Source organism: Proteus sp. TJ1640, assembly GCF_003144445.1.
Taxonomy (GTDB): Bacteria; Pseudomonadota; Gammaproteobacteria; order Enterobacterales; family Enterobacteriaceae; genus Proteus; species Proteus penneri.
The window spans coordinates 120055-136979 of sequence record NZ_PENY01000034.1 but is presented as its reverse complement, the minus strand read 5'-3'; the positions used below and the strand labels follow the sequence as shown (position 1 = coordinate 136979).

Annotated in this window: 15 protein-coding genes and 1 pseudogene; 5 read left to right on the top strand and 11 right to left on the bottom strand. The window is 37.6% G+C overall.

Going from position 1 to position 16925, the window contains the following annotated elements:
* Positions 1–149 precede the first annotated feature (149 nt).
* The 11 genes and pseudogenes from DK861_RS15885 to apbC form a co-directional block, all read right to left on the bottom strand.
* Positions 150–533 carry a hypothetical protein gene (locus tag DK861_RS15885; RefSeq protein WP_109400731.1) on the bottom strand — a complete coding sequence of 128 codons (384 nt, stop codon included), beginning with the start codon at positions 531–533 and terminating at the stop codon, positions 150–152.
* A gap of 390 nt (positions 534–923) precedes the next feature.
* The gene (locus tag DK861_RS15880) at positions 924–1388 is read right to left on the bottom strand and encodes a hypothetical protein (protein WP_109400730.1); all 465 of its coding nucleotides are present in this window, start codon (positions 1386–1388) and stop codon (positions 924–926) included.
* Positions 1385–1861: a type VI secretion system amidase effector protein Tae4 gene (locus DK861_RS15875; protein ID WP_275425651.1), complete on the bottom strand. Its 477-nt coding sequence runs from the start codon at positions 1859–1861 to the stop codon at positions 1385–1387. Before DK861_RS15875 ends, DK861_RS15880 begins: the two co-directional genes overlap by 4 nt.
* A gap of 139 nt (positions 1862–2000) precedes the next feature.
* Positions 2001–2150: a hypothetical protein gene (locus DK861_RS18235; protein WP_162556788.1), complete on the bottom strand. Its 150-nt coding sequence runs from the start codon at positions 2148–2150 to the stop codon at positions 2001–2003.
* A gap of 239 nt (positions 2151–2389) precedes the next feature.
* Positions 2390–3466: pseudogene (locus DK861_RS15870) on the bottom strand (phage late control D family protein); the annotation flags it as partial.
* A 74-nt stretch (positions 3467–3540) separates the two neighbouring features.
* Positions 3541–3714: a hypothetical protein gene (locus tag DK861_RS15865; protein ID WP_204101278.1), complete on the bottom strand. Its 174-nt coding sequence runs from the start codon at positions 3712–3714 to the stop codon at positions 3541–3543.
* Positions 3715–4121: 407 nt separating this feature from the next.
* Positions 4122–5483 (bottom strand): anaerobic C4-dicarboxylate transporter DcuC, encoded by a 1362-nt coding sequence (gene dcuC / locus DK861_RS15860; protein WP_006537527.1) that lies wholly within the window; start codon positions 5481–5483, stop codon positions 4122–4124.
* A gap of 275 nt (positions 5484–5758) precedes the next feature.
* Positions 5759–7693: an outer membrane assembly protein AsmA gene (gene asmA / locus DK861_RS15855; protein WP_109400727.1), complete on the bottom strand. Its 1935-nt coding sequence runs from the start codon at positions 7691–7693 to the stop codon at positions 5759–5761.
* 46 nt (positions 7694–7739) lie between these two features.
* Positions 7740–8321, bottom strand: a complete 582-nt coding sequence (gene dcd, locus DK861_RS15850; protein ID WP_006537532.1) for a dCTP deaminase — start codon at positions 8319–8321, stop codon at positions 7740–7742.
* Positions 8322–8388: 67 nt separating this feature from the next.
* A complete protein-coding gene (gene udk / locus DK861_RS15845; RefSeq protein WP_109400726.1) occupies positions 8389–9030 on the bottom strand; it encodes a uridine kinase in 642 nt (213 codons plus the stop codon).
* A 221-nt stretch (positions 9031–9251) separates the two neighbouring features.
* On the bottom strand, positions 9252–10364 hold the full coding sequence (gene apbC, locus DK861_RS15840; RefSeq protein ID WP_072062858.1) for an iron-sulfur cluster carrier protein ApbC: 1113 nt from the start codon (positions 10362–10364) through the stop codon (positions 9252–9254).
* A 204-nt stretch (positions 10365–10568) separates the two neighbouring features.
* On the opposite strand from apbC, the gene metG reads away from it, so the two are divergent.
* The 5 genes from metG (at position 10569) to DK861_RS15815 (ending at position 16899) form a co-directional block, all read left to right on the top strand.
* Entirely contained in the window at positions 10569–12596 is a 2028-nt protein-coding gene (metG, locus tag DK861_RS15835; protein ID WP_109400725.1) for a methionine--tRNA ligase, read from the top strand.
* 135 nt (positions 12597–12731) lie between these two features.
* Entirely contained in the window at positions 12732–13205 is a 474-nt protein-coding gene (locus DK861_RS15830) for a CidA/LrgA family protein (RefSeq protein WP_072063009.1), read from the top strand.
* 2 nt (positions 13206–13207) lie between these two features.
* A complete protein-coding gene (locus DK861_RS15825; protein WP_109400733.1) occupies positions 13208–13903 on the top strand; it encodes a CidB/LrgB family autolysis modulator in 696 nt (231 codons plus the stop codon).
* A gap of 200 nt (positions 13904–14103) precedes the next feature.
* Entirely contained in the window at positions 14104–14988 is an 885-nt protein-coding gene (gene cdd / locus DK861_RS15820) for a cytidine deaminase (protein ID WP_072062860.1), read from the top strand.
* Positions 14989–15201: 213 nt separating this feature from the next.
* Entirely contained in the window at positions 15202–16899 is a 1698-nt protein-coding gene (locus DK861_RS15815) for an NAD-dependent malic enzyme (RefSeq protein WP_109400724.1), read from the top strand.
* Positions 16900–16925: the final 26 nt, after the last annotated feature.

Genomic DNA, 16925 nt, shown 5'->3' with positions numbered 1-16925 from the left:
GTACATTTAAAGGTAATGCCTCAATGCCTGCTGGAAGTTTAATCCCGACGGTAACCCACTCCGTATCAGCTGGGGGAGACAATGTTTTATTTTTATCACTACGAGGTGCACAACCTTGAATAATAATGAAAAAAAATAAAAAAATCCATTTATAACGGCTCATATTCTTCCATGGCTTTGCTTCTAAAACGGATAAGGGCATTTTCGCCTCCAGGAATTGATTTTGTGATATTAAGGGTACTTGAAACTAATTCTTGCATACCTAAAAAACATTTATCTCTTGCAACTCTTTTTGGGGAAATCCTAGTTTGATCAGTATCATTTCTATTAGTGTATTGTTGTATTTGTTCTTTAAACTTTTGTCGTGCAAGTTTGCGCTGTAATTCTAGCTCTGGCCAAGAAGCTTCTAATAATTCATTGTTTAAATAAGGAACATACATACCTGACATAGAATGATTCATAGGATTTGTAAAGCTATCTAACAATGGATTTGTATTGGAGGGGAACAGATCATCGAGGTTATCTTCTTTCATTAATGTCTCTTGATTAACTCTCGCTTGTTCATTCGCTAGCTTTGCTAACGATGGAACAAGAAAAAGCTTTACTTTATAAGGTAGTGGGCTAGTTTCTCGACGGCAATATAATTGTAAGGTATAATCGTGACAAACTAAATATTCAATATGTTGCGATATTTTAAAAAAGCAAACTAATTCACCATGATGCCAAAAAGGATCTCCTGATATAGCCCCTATTGTATCTAATGGAAGTTGAACTAAGCCTGCCCAGATAAAACCAAAAGTATTACCAAGAAAGCCAATTTAGTCTGGCAAACGGAAGATGTGTTATTAGAAAACATATTTATTTCCTTATAAATTTTTCCTTTTTACCTTTTTACCTTTTTACCTTTTTACCTTTTTACCTTTTTACCTTTTTACCTTTTTAAAAAAGCTTATTACTAGAATACTTAAAACGGAAATTAATATGAACATTCTAAATATAAAAGAAAAAACTTGTTGTGTACGTTCTTCGCCATTATAAATAACCCCATTATAAAAAATAAAAATATATCTTTCATATAAGTAATTATTTAAAACTGGGGTTAACAAGATAGTAAAATAAATAATCAATGAAATGAAAAATGAAGGTATTATTACTGTTCTAACTTTCATTCTAAATTGTTTAAATAGAGAAAATGCTATTGTATTTAATATTATTATTATTATAAATAAAAAAATAAAAGAATAAGTAGGAGTAAAAAATGACGGAAGCTCATTTAATAAATTATTAATTTTACTATTTCGTTGAAAACCATCAAACGATAACAATAGGATTAAAGAATAAAATGAAATAATTAAAATTGATAAAGTACTTAAAATACATTTATTCATAAAATCTCCCAAAAAAGAACTTTTTTTGCTTTTTCAAGGGATGTTACTCGTACATTTGAACCAAATAAATCAGTAAAACTTTCTGTAAAATTAGGAAAAGTCACTCTAAAAAAAGAGCCTATTGTTCCACTACCGGCTAATTCACCTTTATTCCATAAATCAATATGGTCTCCTGTTGCTGTTTTTTCTCCTGCCCGTAACCAATAATCTTGAAAGAATATAATGCCAGTTTTATCTGATATTACGCTTTCGTATGAACTCCCAGTTAATTCTATTGCTTTAGGACAACCTGCAAAAGGTTGATTTTGTAAATATTTACTTAATTCTTGTGCCCTAATTGCATGTATCTCTTTTTTTGTTTTATCGTCAGGTGTTGGGCAATGCCAACAACGAGTACCACGGAAACTCCTCATGAGTATCCCACATTGGTATAGTGCTTCACTGACATGTATAGCACAGTTATCTGAAAAAATATCATCTCGCGTTTTAGGATCTTTGTGTTCTATTGTTGAAGTTGGATAAGCATCCCATAATTGCTCAAATTGTAAAACAGCACGGGAAACTGTTTTTATTGAATTTGAATAGCTGGTAGTTTTAGCTGTTGTTTATTTATTAGGCATTCTCTTCTCCTTGTTCTATTTTTTCTAATGCCTCATCTCCCCATAAAATTTTAATATCAGATTCAATACCTGTTTCAAATCGCTTTGTTAATCCCATATTGTCTGTATATCCAAATAAAACCTTACCATTATCTAATGTCATATAATAAGGATAATTAGGAATAGGTTTTCCTGTTGATATATTAGTTGCTTTGAATTGCTCATCGTGAATAGTATCAGGAAATTCAATTTCTAATGAGTTGGGATAAGAAGTATAGATAGTTAGTGTTTTCCATCTTTATCAGAAACGCCATTATATTCTTCTCTTTCTTCTGTTGTGATTTTATAAGAAGTGAAAGGTAATGGTTCTCCTGTTTGCTCACTCTTTAATACATATTCACCACTAAAACGTAGACGAGTGATTAAAATAGGGGATTGAAATAAGGAAGGTAATGATGAAGGTATTGTGCTGTCAGTAATGGAAAGCACTTGTAGCGGTGATAAAAAGTCAGCATTACTTTCACCTTTTAAGCGCGTTTGTCGAGTTAAAAAACGCTCATGATCAAGTCGTGCTCAAAAGTTGGCGGTTTCGGCTTCTGGATTGAGTTTATCACCGCGAGAAAGATCTCTAGCCTGATAGTGATAAACTTCGCCATAATGTATCTCTCCTCACCTTCGCCACGAGTCATATCCGTTACTGCTGAAATCAAGGTGTCTTGAGCTTGCCGATGGTTGTAATCTTTGGTTAGTACATTTTGCTCGACTACTTGATGATGTAATGATAATCCCCACACACTTTCTTGGTGATTATCATTCATACCAGACGGACTATTGAGTGGTAAGGTTTTATCAAAGGTATAAGCACTTTGACGATCGGCAAAATGAATAACTTCGGTTTGGGTTTGATCTTGTAAATAAAAAGAGTAAAAAATACCAACTTCACTCAATAGCCGTTCGATAAATTGACGATCACTTTCATTATATTGATTAATTTGCTCACGCTTTGGATATTCATTTTTAAGCGTAAATTCAAATTCCCAATCTTTAAAATTATGTTCACGTAAAATTTGGCTTACAACATCAGGCACAGATTGATTGAGGAAAAATCGATGAGAGCGAATTTGATGCCGTAATAAGGCAAAAACAGGTTCGATGACGAGTTGATAACGCGCTTCATCTACTGATCCAGATAGGCGCCGAAATTGGGTGACAACACCGTGAACTTGCTTGGTGATAGGCTCTTGTGTGGCTAATTCCGCAATGCTATTGAGTGGGAGGGGTAAACGAAAGTGTCGCACCACGACGTAACAGTTGTTGCTGTTGTAAATCCTGAGCTTGGCAAGTAAAGGTAATTTGATAATGATAGGTATCGCTAATTGCTTCACGACCCGTGAAATGTTCAACATCAAATAAAACATCACAACCTTGTACATTGAGATGATAGCGATTTTGTCCATTGTACCTGACCATATTCTCCATTTTTACATTCTCCTTTTTATGTATTTAATTGATCAGTAGTGTATTTTTTAGTGGTTATTCACTGTGAATTGCCTCTATTCATCACTATAAAACACACTACCGCCCTTTGCTGTAAACCAAAGCACATAAGGCGTGATTGTCAATTCATTACCCATAGCATCATTTTTAGCCAATAAAAAAGCGTATTTAACAATACTTACCAGTAATTTAAGCCAAACATACCACAACACATAAAATAAATTAAACATGTTTGTTTTTAAACGTGATTTAACAGTAAAAAATACAGGAGCAAATAAGTAGTTATTCTTATTTATATTAGTAATGTATTTACAGTTCATTTTTTACCAGCACTTGCAATAAATAATATTTTCCTTATATACAGCAAATTAAATAGGAATAATCTAACTTCAATGCGGGATTGGATATGAATAGAATATTTAAAATAAAAATTTAGTTATATATGGAGAGCTTGTAATAGAAATACATCTAATCATTCAAAATGAGAGCAGAATAAATCCATTATGTTTATTTATAAGTATTATAAGAAGGCATAATTTTTTAATTTTATCCAATAAAAAAGCGGGCTTTATTTTTATACAAAGCCCGCCAATAAAATTTAAAACAATAATTTTAGATTAATTTAATGAGTTAGTAATTAACCTAGTGTACTTGGTACAAGAATTTCAGTCGCAACAATAACAATAACCAATCCTACTAATACAGGCACAGAAACACGTTTCATCACTTCAAACGGTGAAATTTTTGCCATACCTGATACTGCGACCACAACACCAGAGACCGGTGATAATGTACGTCCTAAGTTTGAAGCTTGTAACATAGGAATAGTTAAGTAAGCAGGATTAACACCCATATTGCTTGCTAAACGAGGAATTAATTCAACAAATGCATAGAATGGCGCATTACCAGAGCCTGTTGTCATTGCTGCTAACATGGTAATTAAGACCAGTGCAATCATCATCACAATCGCCCCCGAACCTAATGATTGAGCACCTTCAATTAACGCATTGATAAAGCCAACTGTTGTTAAACCTTGAGCAAATACCCCTGCCGCCACTAATAACATAACAACTTGAGCAAAGGCATCGGCCATGCCGCGATAAGCAACTTCTAAACCTTCAAAAACTTGTTTTGCGCTAAAGCTACGAATAAATTCGATAACAGCCGCTAAAATCATACAGATAATAATAATGGCGACGATATGTAATTCTGGCAACCATTTACCATCAAAGACGAGAACGCCGATAATTGGCGTGAAAGGTAAAATCGCATAGAAACTTGGTGCGTGAGTTTTGATTTCATTCACGTCTAACATTTCAGTTTCAATGTGCTCTTTGCGGTCAAGGTAACGTTGCCAGAAGAAGTGCGCAATACACATACCAATGATTGCAGCAATAGAGATAGGTAATGTGGTTTTAAATGCGAAATCAATTAGCGGCATTTTAGACGCTTCTGCGGCTAAAATAACATCACCTGATGTTGGTGCTAAAATAATAGAAGCTGGAGACGCACAGATTGCAGCAGCCGCTCCGCGGCTAATTCCCATATTCACCATAACAGGGAACAATGTTGCCATTAATAACACACCTAAACCTGTCGCTGATGAAACAGCCAGTGACATCAAACATGCAACAATGTAAGCCGCAACCATTAGCAGATAAGGCGAGTTAATCATTTTCAGCGGGCGTGATGCTAATTTAACAACAACATCATTAGCGCCGATGTGAGTCATATAAGAAGCAAAACCACAAAGTATCATGATCATCATACCTAAATCGCCACCACGGCTCATTAGTAGATTTTTCACATATTCAACAATATCGATTAAACCATAACCTGTTGCAGTTGCGCTTGCTGGTAAAACGGTTCTTCCCATAATAACGCTGATGATCAGTAATAACAGACCACCCGTCATTAAAACACCTGTTGGTGAATAGCCTTTTACAATATAACGTCCAACACCAACAGCAACGAAGGCGCCGATAAGAATTTCGATCATTTATTTATCCTGTCTAACATAGTCATTTATAAAATGAAGTTTTTTATTTTTATCATCATTTTTGCGTTTAGTGTGATTGACACACTCTGCCCAAAGGCAACGTTCCAGTGTATGACATATATCAAAAAAAACGACTATTTTTTTGTATATACATAGCACGAATGCTTACTTTTCATTCAAAATATAAATTAAATGATAGATATAAAGCAAAAAGCACACAATTATCAAAATAGTGTGCTTTTATTAAGAGTGTGATGAAGTTAAAAATTGTGAAATTAGATTTTCTTCAATAGTTGATTAAGTGCTTTTACTTCAGGACTTTCCGCATCTTGTTTATTTAACCAATTATCGATAGCTTGCTTGGCTTTTTGCTGTAATTGGTCGCGCAATAATTTTTCAATATTAAGTTCATATTGAATAGCATTCCAATCACCATAGAGCCTTAATGGAATTTCAATTTTAGCCAATTGACGAATAAAATCGTTTTCTTTACCCCAACCTTTTTTGATATTAACCAGTAACATCACATCAAGATCATGACGCTGAAGGTTAACTTTACCCTGCCCTTTAATTTGATAAGCCTCTGCTTGCGCATCAAGTGAATTAATGGTTACTTTCCCTTTGGGCGCTAATTTAAATTGGGCAATCACATTATCTGCTTGGGTATAACTTTCGACATCTTCAGGGTAAATCACTTTATCCGTCGCTTGAGCGACAGATTGCTGAATAACCTGTGGTACATTTAATCCTTGCATTTTAAATTGAGTAACAGATGTATTAAGCGTACCTTGCCAATAATTATAAAAAGCTTTTCGGTTATATCCCGTTCCTTCTAAATTTCCTTTTGCTGAAATTAATCCACTGAAATTTTCAGGCTGATTAAACGCACGCAGTAGAGGTTGTAACGGAATATTATTCATTGTGATATCCATACTAATATGTGCTGGCACAATACTTGTAGAAATCACGGTAGGAAGTGAAAAATCACCCTGAAGAATTTTTCCTGTTAAAGTTTGAACATTCAGCGAGTTAGGATTATTTAGCGCATCAAGTTTAAAATCATTAATCTCTAAATCTTTATAAAGAAGCTTATTCAGTGCTAATTTCAGTGTAAATTCAAGATCACCCCAATGCGTTAAATCATATTCTTTATTTTCAATAGTTACTGAAGTAATAACTGGCTTGGCCATAATCGTAGCATTTGGTGCTGGAGCCGCGTGCGCAGTGTTAAATAATGAAAATGATGATGGTGTCTTATTATCTTTAGGGGACAATGATGCAGTTTCAGTTGTTTTAGCCGCTGCTAACTCTGGTAACAAGGTATTTAAATTTAATTGTTCACCTTTTAAATCAACCTGATAACGTGTTTTATTTGCAAACTCCGCACTGACATTGCCTTGTAATTGACTGTCATTGGCTGTGAGATTTAGATTATTAAGTGAGATTTTTCTCACACCTTCATTTTTGATATGAAAATCTGAAGTTAAACTTCCTGCAATTCCATTTTCAGGGATCCCGACTCCTGATAAAGCGTAATCTAACTGTGTGATATTACCTGAAACTTGGTAAGGATAGCTTTTCATGTCCGCATCAGCGGCAATATTTAGCGTGATCTCACGACGGTCACGATTCACTTTCGTGCTCATTTCAAGACTAACTTGTTTTTTCTCGTCTGTTTTCAACGATAGATTAATATCACGTAAATTAAGCTGCTCGCCATCTTTCATTTGCCAAATAATTAAGCTATCTGAAATATTCACTTTGGCAATATTCAACTGCCAATTATTGGTTTTAGGTTCAATCACTTGACGAGAAATATCTCGAGGAGTAGACGGTGGTAATATTTTAGGAATTGCCTTACTTTCAGGTGTTTGGCGAACCACGGCACCTTTAAGCATAACTTCTTTTACTTCAAGTTGATGAGAAAGTAATGGCAATAACTCAACATCAAGACGCATATTATCTGCTGTGACCAAAGGCATCTCAGCGCCAGGTGCTGTCAATGACATTTTACCACTGATAATGCTTAACTTTGGCCACACATGCCAACGCATATCATCTTGTAATGTGAGTTTGTAACCGCTTTGTTTCTCAACCCTTTCAATAAGGTATCCACGGAAATCATTCGGGTTAATGAGTAAAACTAACGCTGTCAAGCCTGCCAAAATAACCACAAGCAAAATAGCCAGTGTTGTCAAAAACCTTTTCATATAATTACCCGTTTAGTGAACATGATAATGATGATTATAAAGATAGTTAATCTTCACTAATCCGACTACCAACTGCACCTTGTTGATTTTTATATTTTGCATCTTGACGACGATTATAAGGTCTATCAGCAGAACCCGACATAGGTTCAAAACTTAATGCACCAATCACCATACCCGGTCTTAATGCAAGAGGCAGTTTACCTGAATTAAAGAATTCTAATACGATTTGCCCATGCCAACCAGGATCAATACGATGTGCAGTAACGTGCACCATCAAGCCTAAGCGTGCTAATGATGAGCGTCCATCTAACCATCCAACAACATTATCAGGCAAAGTGACTGACTCAAGTGTCACTGCTAACGCCAATTCACCAGGATGTAGAAAAAATGCTTCACCTTCAGGCAAAACTATTTCATCGCTCATTACACGCTCTAGCGCAGCATTCACTTCAGCCTTAGGGCCACTCAAATCAATATAAGCTGCAGTATGACCTTGGAAAACACGAAATTGATTTCCCAAGCAAACATCTGCTGTTGCGCCGTTAATTCGCTCGACAGGCGGGCGGGGTTCAATGACTAACTTACCTTCATCCAGCCACTGAATAATATCACGGTCGCATAATCGCATTTTATTTCCTTCTTCAAGTTAAACAGGCAGTTTCATCATGCATGAAAGCTGCCTAAAAATGAATCTATTATTCGCAGAATTGCCCAATTTTTGCTTTCAGAATATCAATCGCAACGCGGTTTTTCCCCCCTCTAGGTACAATAATATCGGCATATTGTTTAGAAGGTTCAATAAACTGGAAGAACATAGGACGAACGGTTTTATTATATTGTTCAATGACTGAGTCTAAGCTACGTCCACGTTCATTCACATCTCGTTTAATCCTGCGCATTAAGCAAATATCTAATGGGGTATCAACAAAGATAGAGAAATCCATCTCTTCACGCAGGCGTTTGTCTGTTAATAACAAGATACCTTCAATGATAATAACTTTTTTAGGTTGAAAAGGAATGGATTCTGCTTTGCGAGTATGAGCAACGTAGTCGTATTGAGGGAGTTCGATGGCATTTCCTGCTTTTAATGCGCACAAATGCTGGTATAAAAGTGCATGATCCATCGAATTTGGGTGGTCATAATTGACCTTATATCGCTCTTCCATTGTTAAATCACTTTGGTCGCGATAATAACAATCTTCTGGTATCACCCCGATATTATGATCACCTACTTGCGCTCTTAACTCACGGTAAAGTGTGCTTGCAATAAGACTTTTACCCGAAGCAGAGGCTCCAGCGATACCTACAATTGTGCACTGATGTGCTGTGTCAGCCATAATCAAAAAACCTGGTTTGAAATAAAAAGAGGGATAACGTAATAATATGTAAATATTACGCTAGCGCAGATTATAGTTTTGAAATCATTCTGGTTCCAGCGTAAAACCAGAAATCTATTTGTTTTTTATCAAAAACAGCCGGAAATCACATGTAAAAAATGGAAAGCCAAATGACTCTCCATTTTAATCAGCAAATAATTTCAGACATTATTCTACTGTGATTACACTGCGCGGAAAGAAATTTCCGTTGGAATTGCATCACCATCCCAATACATTTGAGAAGATACGGTAGACGCGATTTCGCGATAAATATCCGCAAACTCACCTTCCGGATCACGCATCACTGTTGGTTGCCCGCGGTCTAGGTCTTCACGTAAAGAGATATGAAGAGGAACTTGACCTAATAATTGACAATGATACTTCTCTGCCAATTTAGCGGCACCACCAGTACCAAAGATAGGTTCAAGGTGACCACAGTTACTACAAATATGTGCACTCATGTTTTCAATAATACCTAATACAGGTACATTGACTTTCTTAAACATGACAATCCCTTTCATTGCATCCACCAGCGCGATATCTTGTGGTGTTGTTACCACAACCGCAGCAGTTACAGGGATATTTTGAGATAAGGTTAATTGGATATCGCCTGTTCCTGGTGGCATATCGATAACCAGATAATCCAAGTCAGGCCACAACGTATCTTGGAGCATTTGCATTAACGCTTTGCTCGCCATAGGACCACGCCATACCATCGCATTATCATCAGTCACTAAATAACCGATAGAGTTAGACGCTAATCCATACGCCATAATTGGCGCCATATGTTGTCCATCAGGAGACGTTGGACGCTCCATCGTGGTCCCTAACATATTAGGAATAGACGGCCCATAAATATCAGCATCAAGAATACCGACTTTAGCGCCTTCTTGTGCAAGAGCTAATGCAAGGTTAACTGCTGTACTTGATTTACCAACGCCACCTTTACCAGAGCTCACTGCAAGAATATTACGCACACCATTAACGCCAGGCAGATCATTTGCACGACGTAAGGTTGAAATATTATGCTTGAGTTTCCATTCAATGGCTTTTGCACCAGTGATATTGCGAAGTTCGGCTGTCTTTTCTTCAATTAGGGTTTGGAAAGGTTTTTTCCAAACAAACGGCATCACTAACTCGATATGAAGAACATCATCAATCATCGCACATTGGTGTAATGCTTTTAGAGAAAGCAGATTACGTTTCAATGTTGGGTGTTCAAAAGTAGACAAGACACCTGAAACTTTTTCGTTCAGAATCTCAGGGGTGGTCTGCTCGGGGGATTTATCACTCATCCCGGCTCCTCTCGTTTTCATTATTTATTAAATATATGAGTGTATCTATCATATCAGATAGTAGATGACTACGATAATGCCTTACCTCAATTTGCCAACTGAAATTTCTCTTGCAAAAACTCCATTATTGCCCTAGCGACATCATGACGGATCGGTTACCATCAAAGTCCCTTTTATTAATTTTATGGAAGTAAGATCCTTACTATGTCTCACGTCGCGAATAAATTATTGGTAACCTGCGCGTTACCTTATGCTAACGGTTCAATTCATCTCGGTCATATCCTTGAACATATTCAGGCAGATATCTGGGTCCGTTATCAACGAATGCGCGGCAAAGAAGTTCATTTCATCTGCGCTGATGATGCTCACGGCACACCTATTATGCTGAAAGCCCAACAACTGGGTATCACGCCAGAATCCATGATTGAAGAAATGAGCAAAGAGCATCAGCAGGATTTTGCTGGTTTCAATATCAGTTACGACAATTATCACTCTACACACAGTGAAGAGAGTCGCCAATTATCAACTAAAATTTATCTTGCACTGAAAAAAAATGGTCACATCAAAAGTAAAACTATTTCTCAGCTTTATGATGAAGAAAAAGGCATGTTTTTGCCTGACCGCTTTGTAAAAGGCACTTGCCCTAAATGTAAAGCGCAAGACCAATATGGTGATAACTGTGAAGTTTGCGGCTCAACCTACAGTCCAACAGAATTAATTAATCCGCGTTCTGTTGTATCAGGTTCAACGCCTGTTATGCGTGAAACTGAACACTATTTCTTCGACTTACCTGCATTTAGCAACATGTTACAAGAGTGGATCCGCTCTGGCGCGCTACAAGAGCAAGTGGCAAATAAAATGCAAGAGTGGTTTGACAGCGGTTTACAACAGTGGGATATCACTCGTGATGCACCTTATTTCGGTTTCGAAATTCCAGATGCACCGGGTAAATATTTCTATGTATGGTTAGATGCACCGATCGGCTACATGAGTTCATTCTTAAACTTATGTGAAAAACGTGGCGATTTAAGTTTTGACGAGTTTTGGAATAAAGACAGCAAAGCTGACCTTTACCACTTTATTGGTAAAGATATCGTCTATTTCCACAGCTTATTCTGGCCAGCAATGTTAGAAGGCAGTGAATATCGCAAGCCGACAAACCTGTTTGTTCACGGTTATGTCACTGTAAATGGTGCCAAGATGTCAAAATCTCGTGGCACCTTTATTACAGCGCGTGCTTATCTTGATCATTTTGATGCTGATTGTCTACGTTATTACTATGCTGCAAAACTTTCATCACGCATTGACGATATTGACCTAAACTTAGAAGACTTTGTTCAACGTGTTAATAGCGACATCGTAAATAAAGTCGTTAACCTTGCATCACGTACCGCTGGTTTTATCAGCAAGCGATTTGATGGCAAATTAGCTGATTCTTTAGATGATGCTAAACTTTATCAGCACTTTGTTGATATGAAAGAAACTATCGCACAGTCATTTGAAAATCGTGAATTTGGTAAAGCTGTTCGTGAAATTATGGCATTAGCTGATGAAGCGAACCGTTATATTGACGAAAAAGCACCTTGGGTAGTGGCAAAACAAGAAGGTCAAGACGCTCAGTTACAAGCAATCTGTACCATGGGAATTAACCTATTCCGCGTGTTGATGACGTACCTGAAACCCGTTTTACCGTCACTAACAGAACGTTCAGAAGCATTTTTGCAAACTCAATTAACATGGGATGCACTTGAACAACCACTATTAGGTCAAGAGATCACTAAATTCAAAGCGTTGTTTAACCGCATTGAAATGGATAAAGCCAATGCAATGGTTGAAGCATCAAAAAGCACCATTGTGCCTGTAAAAGAAGTAACAGGCCCATTAGCAGATGCTCCAATTCAAGAAACCATCAAATTTGATGATTTTGCGAAAATCGATATGCGTATCGCTGAAATTAAACAAGCCGATTTTGTTGAAGGTTCAGACAAACTGCTGAAATTAATTTTGGACTTAGGTGGAGAAACTCGCCAAGTATTTTCCGGTATTCGTACAGCATACCCAGATCCTAAAGTGTTAGAAGGTCGCTTAACGGTAATGGTGGCAAACTTAGCACCTCGTAAAATGCGTTTTGGTATTTCAGAAGGCATGGTAATGGCAGCAGGTCCTGGCGATAAAGATATCTTCTTACTTAGCCCAGATTCTGGTGCAAAACCGGGTCAGCAAGTGAAATAACAACCAAAACTCATTTGCCAAACAAATAAAAGGCGGGGTTCTATTAGAGCCCCGCCTTTTTTTTTATTGTGATCCATAGCACACTTTCAAAATCGGTGTATGATAATTCTGTTAGTTGATTTGGGACACTTACTTATGAAATCTAAACGGGCACGATTGCAGATTACACTTTGGCACTATTTACGATCTTTTTTGGTACTTTATCTTTGTCTCTTTGCTGGTAATCTTATTTCAGCCCTTCTACCCTTCGCGGTTCCAGGCAGTATTGTTGGCTTACTGATCCTCTTTGGTTTACTTGCTTTTCAGCTTATCCCTGTGCGTTGGGTTAAACCCGGTGCAAATATCCTCTTAAAAAATATGTCATTACTCTTTATCCCTATCGGTGTTGGCGTAATGAACTATTATGATTTATTAAGTCAGCAACTTTTCCCCATCGTTTTAGCCTGCGTCGTGAGTACCTTTGGTGTTATGGCACTCGTTGCATATTGCTCACACTATGTTCATCGTGAGCGCGTTATCGTGGGTTCGAAACCTGACCAAGTTGAAGATATTGTTGAAACAAAAGAGAAAGACGATGATAAAGCGTTAAGTGAGAAGAAAAAATGTTAGCTATGTTGATGAATATTTGGTGGTCACTTCCTTTAAGTATTTTTATTTTTTACTTAGCTCGTAAGCTGGCGGCCCGATTTAATTTGCCTATTTTAAATCCGCTGCTAATTGCTATTATAGTAATTATACCTATTTTGTTAATAACTAAGGTACCTTACGAAAATTATTTCGCAGGTAGTCGAATTTTAAATGACTTACTGCAACCCGCCGTTGTTGCTTTAGCTATACCGCTTTATCAGCAATTACACCAAATTCGCGCACAGTGGAAATCATTAATCAGTATTTGCTTTATTGGTAGTATTGCTGCGATGGTCAGTGGCACAGCCATTGCTTTATGGGCAGGTGCAACACCTGAAATTGCCGCATCAATCTTACCTAAATCAGTGACAACCCCAATAGCAATGGCTGTCGCGGACTCCATAGGTGGTATTCCTGCAATCAGTGCTGCATGTGTTATTGCAGTAGGTATTTTAGGTGCCATTTTTGGTCATACATTATTTAAGCTACTGCGTATTCCTACTCACGCCTCTCGTGGTTTGGCTATGGGCACTGTTTCGCACGCAGTGGGAACAGCAAGAGCGGCAGAAGTCGATTATATTGAGGGGGCTTACAGTTCATTGGCATTAATGACATGCGGGATTATTACCTCTTTACTTGCTCCGTTTATCTTCCCTATTATTTTACATCTTTATAGTTAATATCTTTCTTACCCTCTATTCCTAAATCCCCGATTTAATTAAATTTATTTCGGGGATTTTTACTATAAATTTGAGATACATCTCTCAATTAATGAATTTGTTGCAATTGTTTCATTGAAAATATGATTTTCATCACATATAAAAATAGGTAAAGATGCCTAGAATCTTATAATACAAAAAGATTAATGGGAGACTCATGTATGCATACTCGTTTTCAGGCAGTTTGGTCAGATTTATCCCCTCAGTTGCAACAAGCACTTGCTCCTTATCTTGAGCAGGATGAATTCCCTGCAATGTTCACGGCAGAACAGGTCAATGCCATAAAAACACAATTACAATGTAATGATGATGCCTTAGCTCTCGCACTTTTACCCGTCGCTGCCGCTTGTGCAGTGACACCGATATCTCATTTCAATGTTGGTGCTATTTCACGTGGGGAAAGTGGTAATCTCTACTTCGGTGCCAATATGGAATTTGCTGGCGCCCCACTACAACAAACTGTTCATGCTGAACAAAGTGCGGTAACTCACGCATGGCTACGTGGTGAGTCTCGCTTAATTTCAATTACCGTTAACTATACACCTTGTGGTCATTGTCGCCAGTTTATGAACGAACTCAACAGTGGCACCCATATTCAAATCCAATTACCGGGTAGAAAAGTGGCGACATTGGGGGATTATTTACCTGATAGCTTTGGTCCAAAGGATCTCAATATCACCTCTTTATTAATGGATAAAGTTAATCACGGTTACGAAATTGATAACCATAGTGAATTAGCACAACAGGCGCTACAAGCCGCCAATCGTAGTCATGCACCTTATAGTGAGTCTCACAGTGGAATTGCTGTTCAAATGAAAAATGGCAAAATTTTCCAAGGTAGCTACGCAGAAAATGCCGCATTTAACCCAAGCTTACCGCCATTACAAGCCGCATTGATTTTATTAAATATGGCCGGTGAGAGTGTGATGGAAATTGAATCTGCCGTCTTAATTGAAAAAGCAGAAACAATTTTAACGCAATGGGATGCAACTCAAGCCACATTAACAGCTTTAGGTTGTCGCCAGATGCAACGCATCACTTTGTAAAAAGTTTTAACTTATCCCTCTAAAAATCTCTCCTAAAAAAGCATCAGCATGTAAATTTTGCTGATGCTTACCAGAAAAAGTTGTAACAACTGTATCTATCTCTCATTTCTAAGCATAAAAATCATAAAAAAATAACATAAGCTGTACATATTTTTATTATTTTGTAGGATCTACAATTGTCATGTGACTAACTGCCTTACAAGAGTATTTTTCATGGAACTGGAACACGAAAGTAAACGCCCTCTCTACATCCCGTATGCAGGTCCAATCCTGCTAGAATTTCCCCTGTTAAATAAAGGTAGTGCTTTCAGCGAAGAAGAACGCAGCACCTTTAACTTACATGGTTTACTGCCTGAAGCAGTTGAAACCATCGAAGAACAGGTTGAACGCGCTTATCGCCAATATCTTGATTTCAAAAACGATAACGATAAACATATTTACCTGCGAAATATCCAAGATACCAATGAAACCCTGTTTTATCGTCTATTGGAATCTCACCTAACTGAAATGATGCCAATCATTTATACACCAACAGTAGGTGAAGCTTGTGAACATTTCTCTGATATTTATCGTCGTGCTCGCGGTTTATTTATCTCTTACCCTAACCGCGCCAATATCGACGATATGCTACAAAACGCCACTAAACAAAACGTAAAAGTCATTGTTGTAACAGATGGCGAACGTATTCTTGGTCTAGGTGACCAAGGTATCGGCGGTATGGGTATACCTATCGGCAAACTCTCTTTATATACTGCGTGTGGTGGTATTAGCCCAGCGTACACACTGCCTGTTGTACTTGATGTTGGTACTAATAATCCACAACGTTTAAACGATCCTCTATATATGGGATGGCGTCATCCTCGCATTACAGGTGATGAATATAACGAGTTCGTTGATGAATTTATTCAAGCTGTTAAACGTCGCTGGCCAAATGTTTTACTGCAATTTGAAGATTTCGCACAAAAAAATGCGATGCCTTTATTAAACCGTTACCGTGATGAGCTATGTTGCTTTAACGATGATATTCAAGGCACTGCATCTGTTACCTTAGGTAGCCTAATTGCAGCAAGTCGTGCTGCGGGTCGCCAATTAAAAGACCAAACAGTCACTTTCTTAGGTGCCGGATCTGCGGGTTGTGGTATTGCTGAGCAAATTATTGCCCAAATGAAATCCGAAGGTTTAAGCGATGAGCAAGCACGTGAACGTATCTTTATGGTTGACCGTTTCGGCTTATTAACAGACAAACTGCCAAATTTACTGGATTTCCAAAGCAAACTTATCCAAAAAAGCGAAACCATTGCTAATTGGGAAACCACAAGCGATGCGATTTCACTGTTAGAAGTGGTTAAGAATGCAAAACCAACTATTTTGATTGGTGTTTCAGGACAAGCAGGTTTATTCACTGAAGAAATTATTCGTGAAATGCACAAACACTGTGAACGCCCTATCGTGATGCCATTATCTAACCCAACTTCGCGAGTAGAAGCGCGCCCTGAAGATATTATCAATTGGACTGATGGACAAGCTTTAGTGGCAACAGGTAGTCCATTTGCCCCCGTTAAATACAAAGATAAAGAGTATCCAATTGCACAATGTAATAACTCTTATATCTTCCCAGGCATTGGGTTAGGTGTTATTGCCTGTGGTGCGAAACGTGTGACTGATGCCATGTTAATGGTTGCAAGTCGTGCATTAGCAGATTGCTCACCAATGGCAAAAGAGGGTGATGGTTCTCTGTTACCTTTACTGGCTGATATTCAGCAAGTTTCGCGTTATATCGCAAAACAAGTTGCCAAAGAAGCACAAGTACAAGGTGTTGCGACTGTAACGTCTGATTCAGCATTAGAAGAAGCCATTGAACGTAACTATTGGTCACCAGAGTACCGTATTTACAAAAGAACCTCGTTCTAAGTAGCTTGAAACACTAAGTACCATTC

Bases quoted from the DNA above. Each gene is read 5' to 3' on its own strand.
- DK861_RS15885 (WP_109400731.1), bottom strand. From the start codon at position 533: ATGAAAGAAGATAACCTCGATGATCTGTTCCCCTCCAATACAAATCCA.
- DK861_RS15880 (WP_109400730.1), bottom strand. From the start codon at position 1,388: ATGAATAAATGTATTTTAAGTACTTTATCAATTTTAATTATTTCATTT.
- DK861_RS18235 (WP_162556788.1), bottom strand. From the start codon at position 2,150: ATGACATTAGATAATGGTAAGGTTTTATTTGGATATACAGACAATATG.
- DK861_RS15865 (WP_204101278.1), bottom strand. From the start codon at position 3,714: ATGTTTAATTTATTTTATGTGTTGTGGTATGTTTGGCTTAAATTACTG.
- dcuC (WP_006537527.1), bottom strand. From the start codon at position 5,483: ATGATCGAAATTCTTATCGGCGCCTTCGTTGCTGTTGGTGTTGGACGT.
- asmA (WP_109400727.1), bottom strand. From the start codon at position 7,693: ATGAAAAGGTTTTTGACAACACTGGCTATTTTGCTTGTGGTTATTTTG.
- dcd (WP_006537532.1), bottom strand. From the start codon at position 8,321: ATGCGATTATGCGACCGTGATATTATTCAGTGGCTGGATGAAGGTAAG.
- udk (WP_109400726.1), bottom strand. From the start codon at position 9,030: ATGGCTGACACAGCACATCAGTGCACAATTGTAGGTATCGCTGGAGCC.
- apbC (WP_072062858.1), bottom strand. From the start codon at position 10,364: ATGAGTGATAAATCCCCCGAGCAGACCACCCCTGAGATTCTGAACGAA.
- metG (WP_109400725.1), top strand. From the start codon at position 10,569: ATGTCTCACGTCGCGAATAAATTATTGGTAACCTGCGCGTTACCTTAT.
- DK861_RS15830 (WP_072063009.1), top strand. From the start codon at position 12,732: ATGAAATCTAAACGGGCACGATTGCAGATTACACTTTGGCACTATTTA.
- DK861_RS15825 (WP_109400733.1), top strand. From the start codon at position 13,208: ATGTTGATGAATATTTGGTGGTCACTTCCTTTAAGTATTTTTATTTTT.
- cdd (WP_072062860.1), top strand. From the start codon at position 14,104: ATGCATACTCGTTTTCAGGCAGTTTGGTCAGATTTATCCCCTCAGTTG.
- DK861_RS15815 (WP_109400724.1), top strand. From the start codon at position 15,202: ATGGAACTGGAACACGAAAGTAAACGCCCTCTCTACATCCCGTATGCA.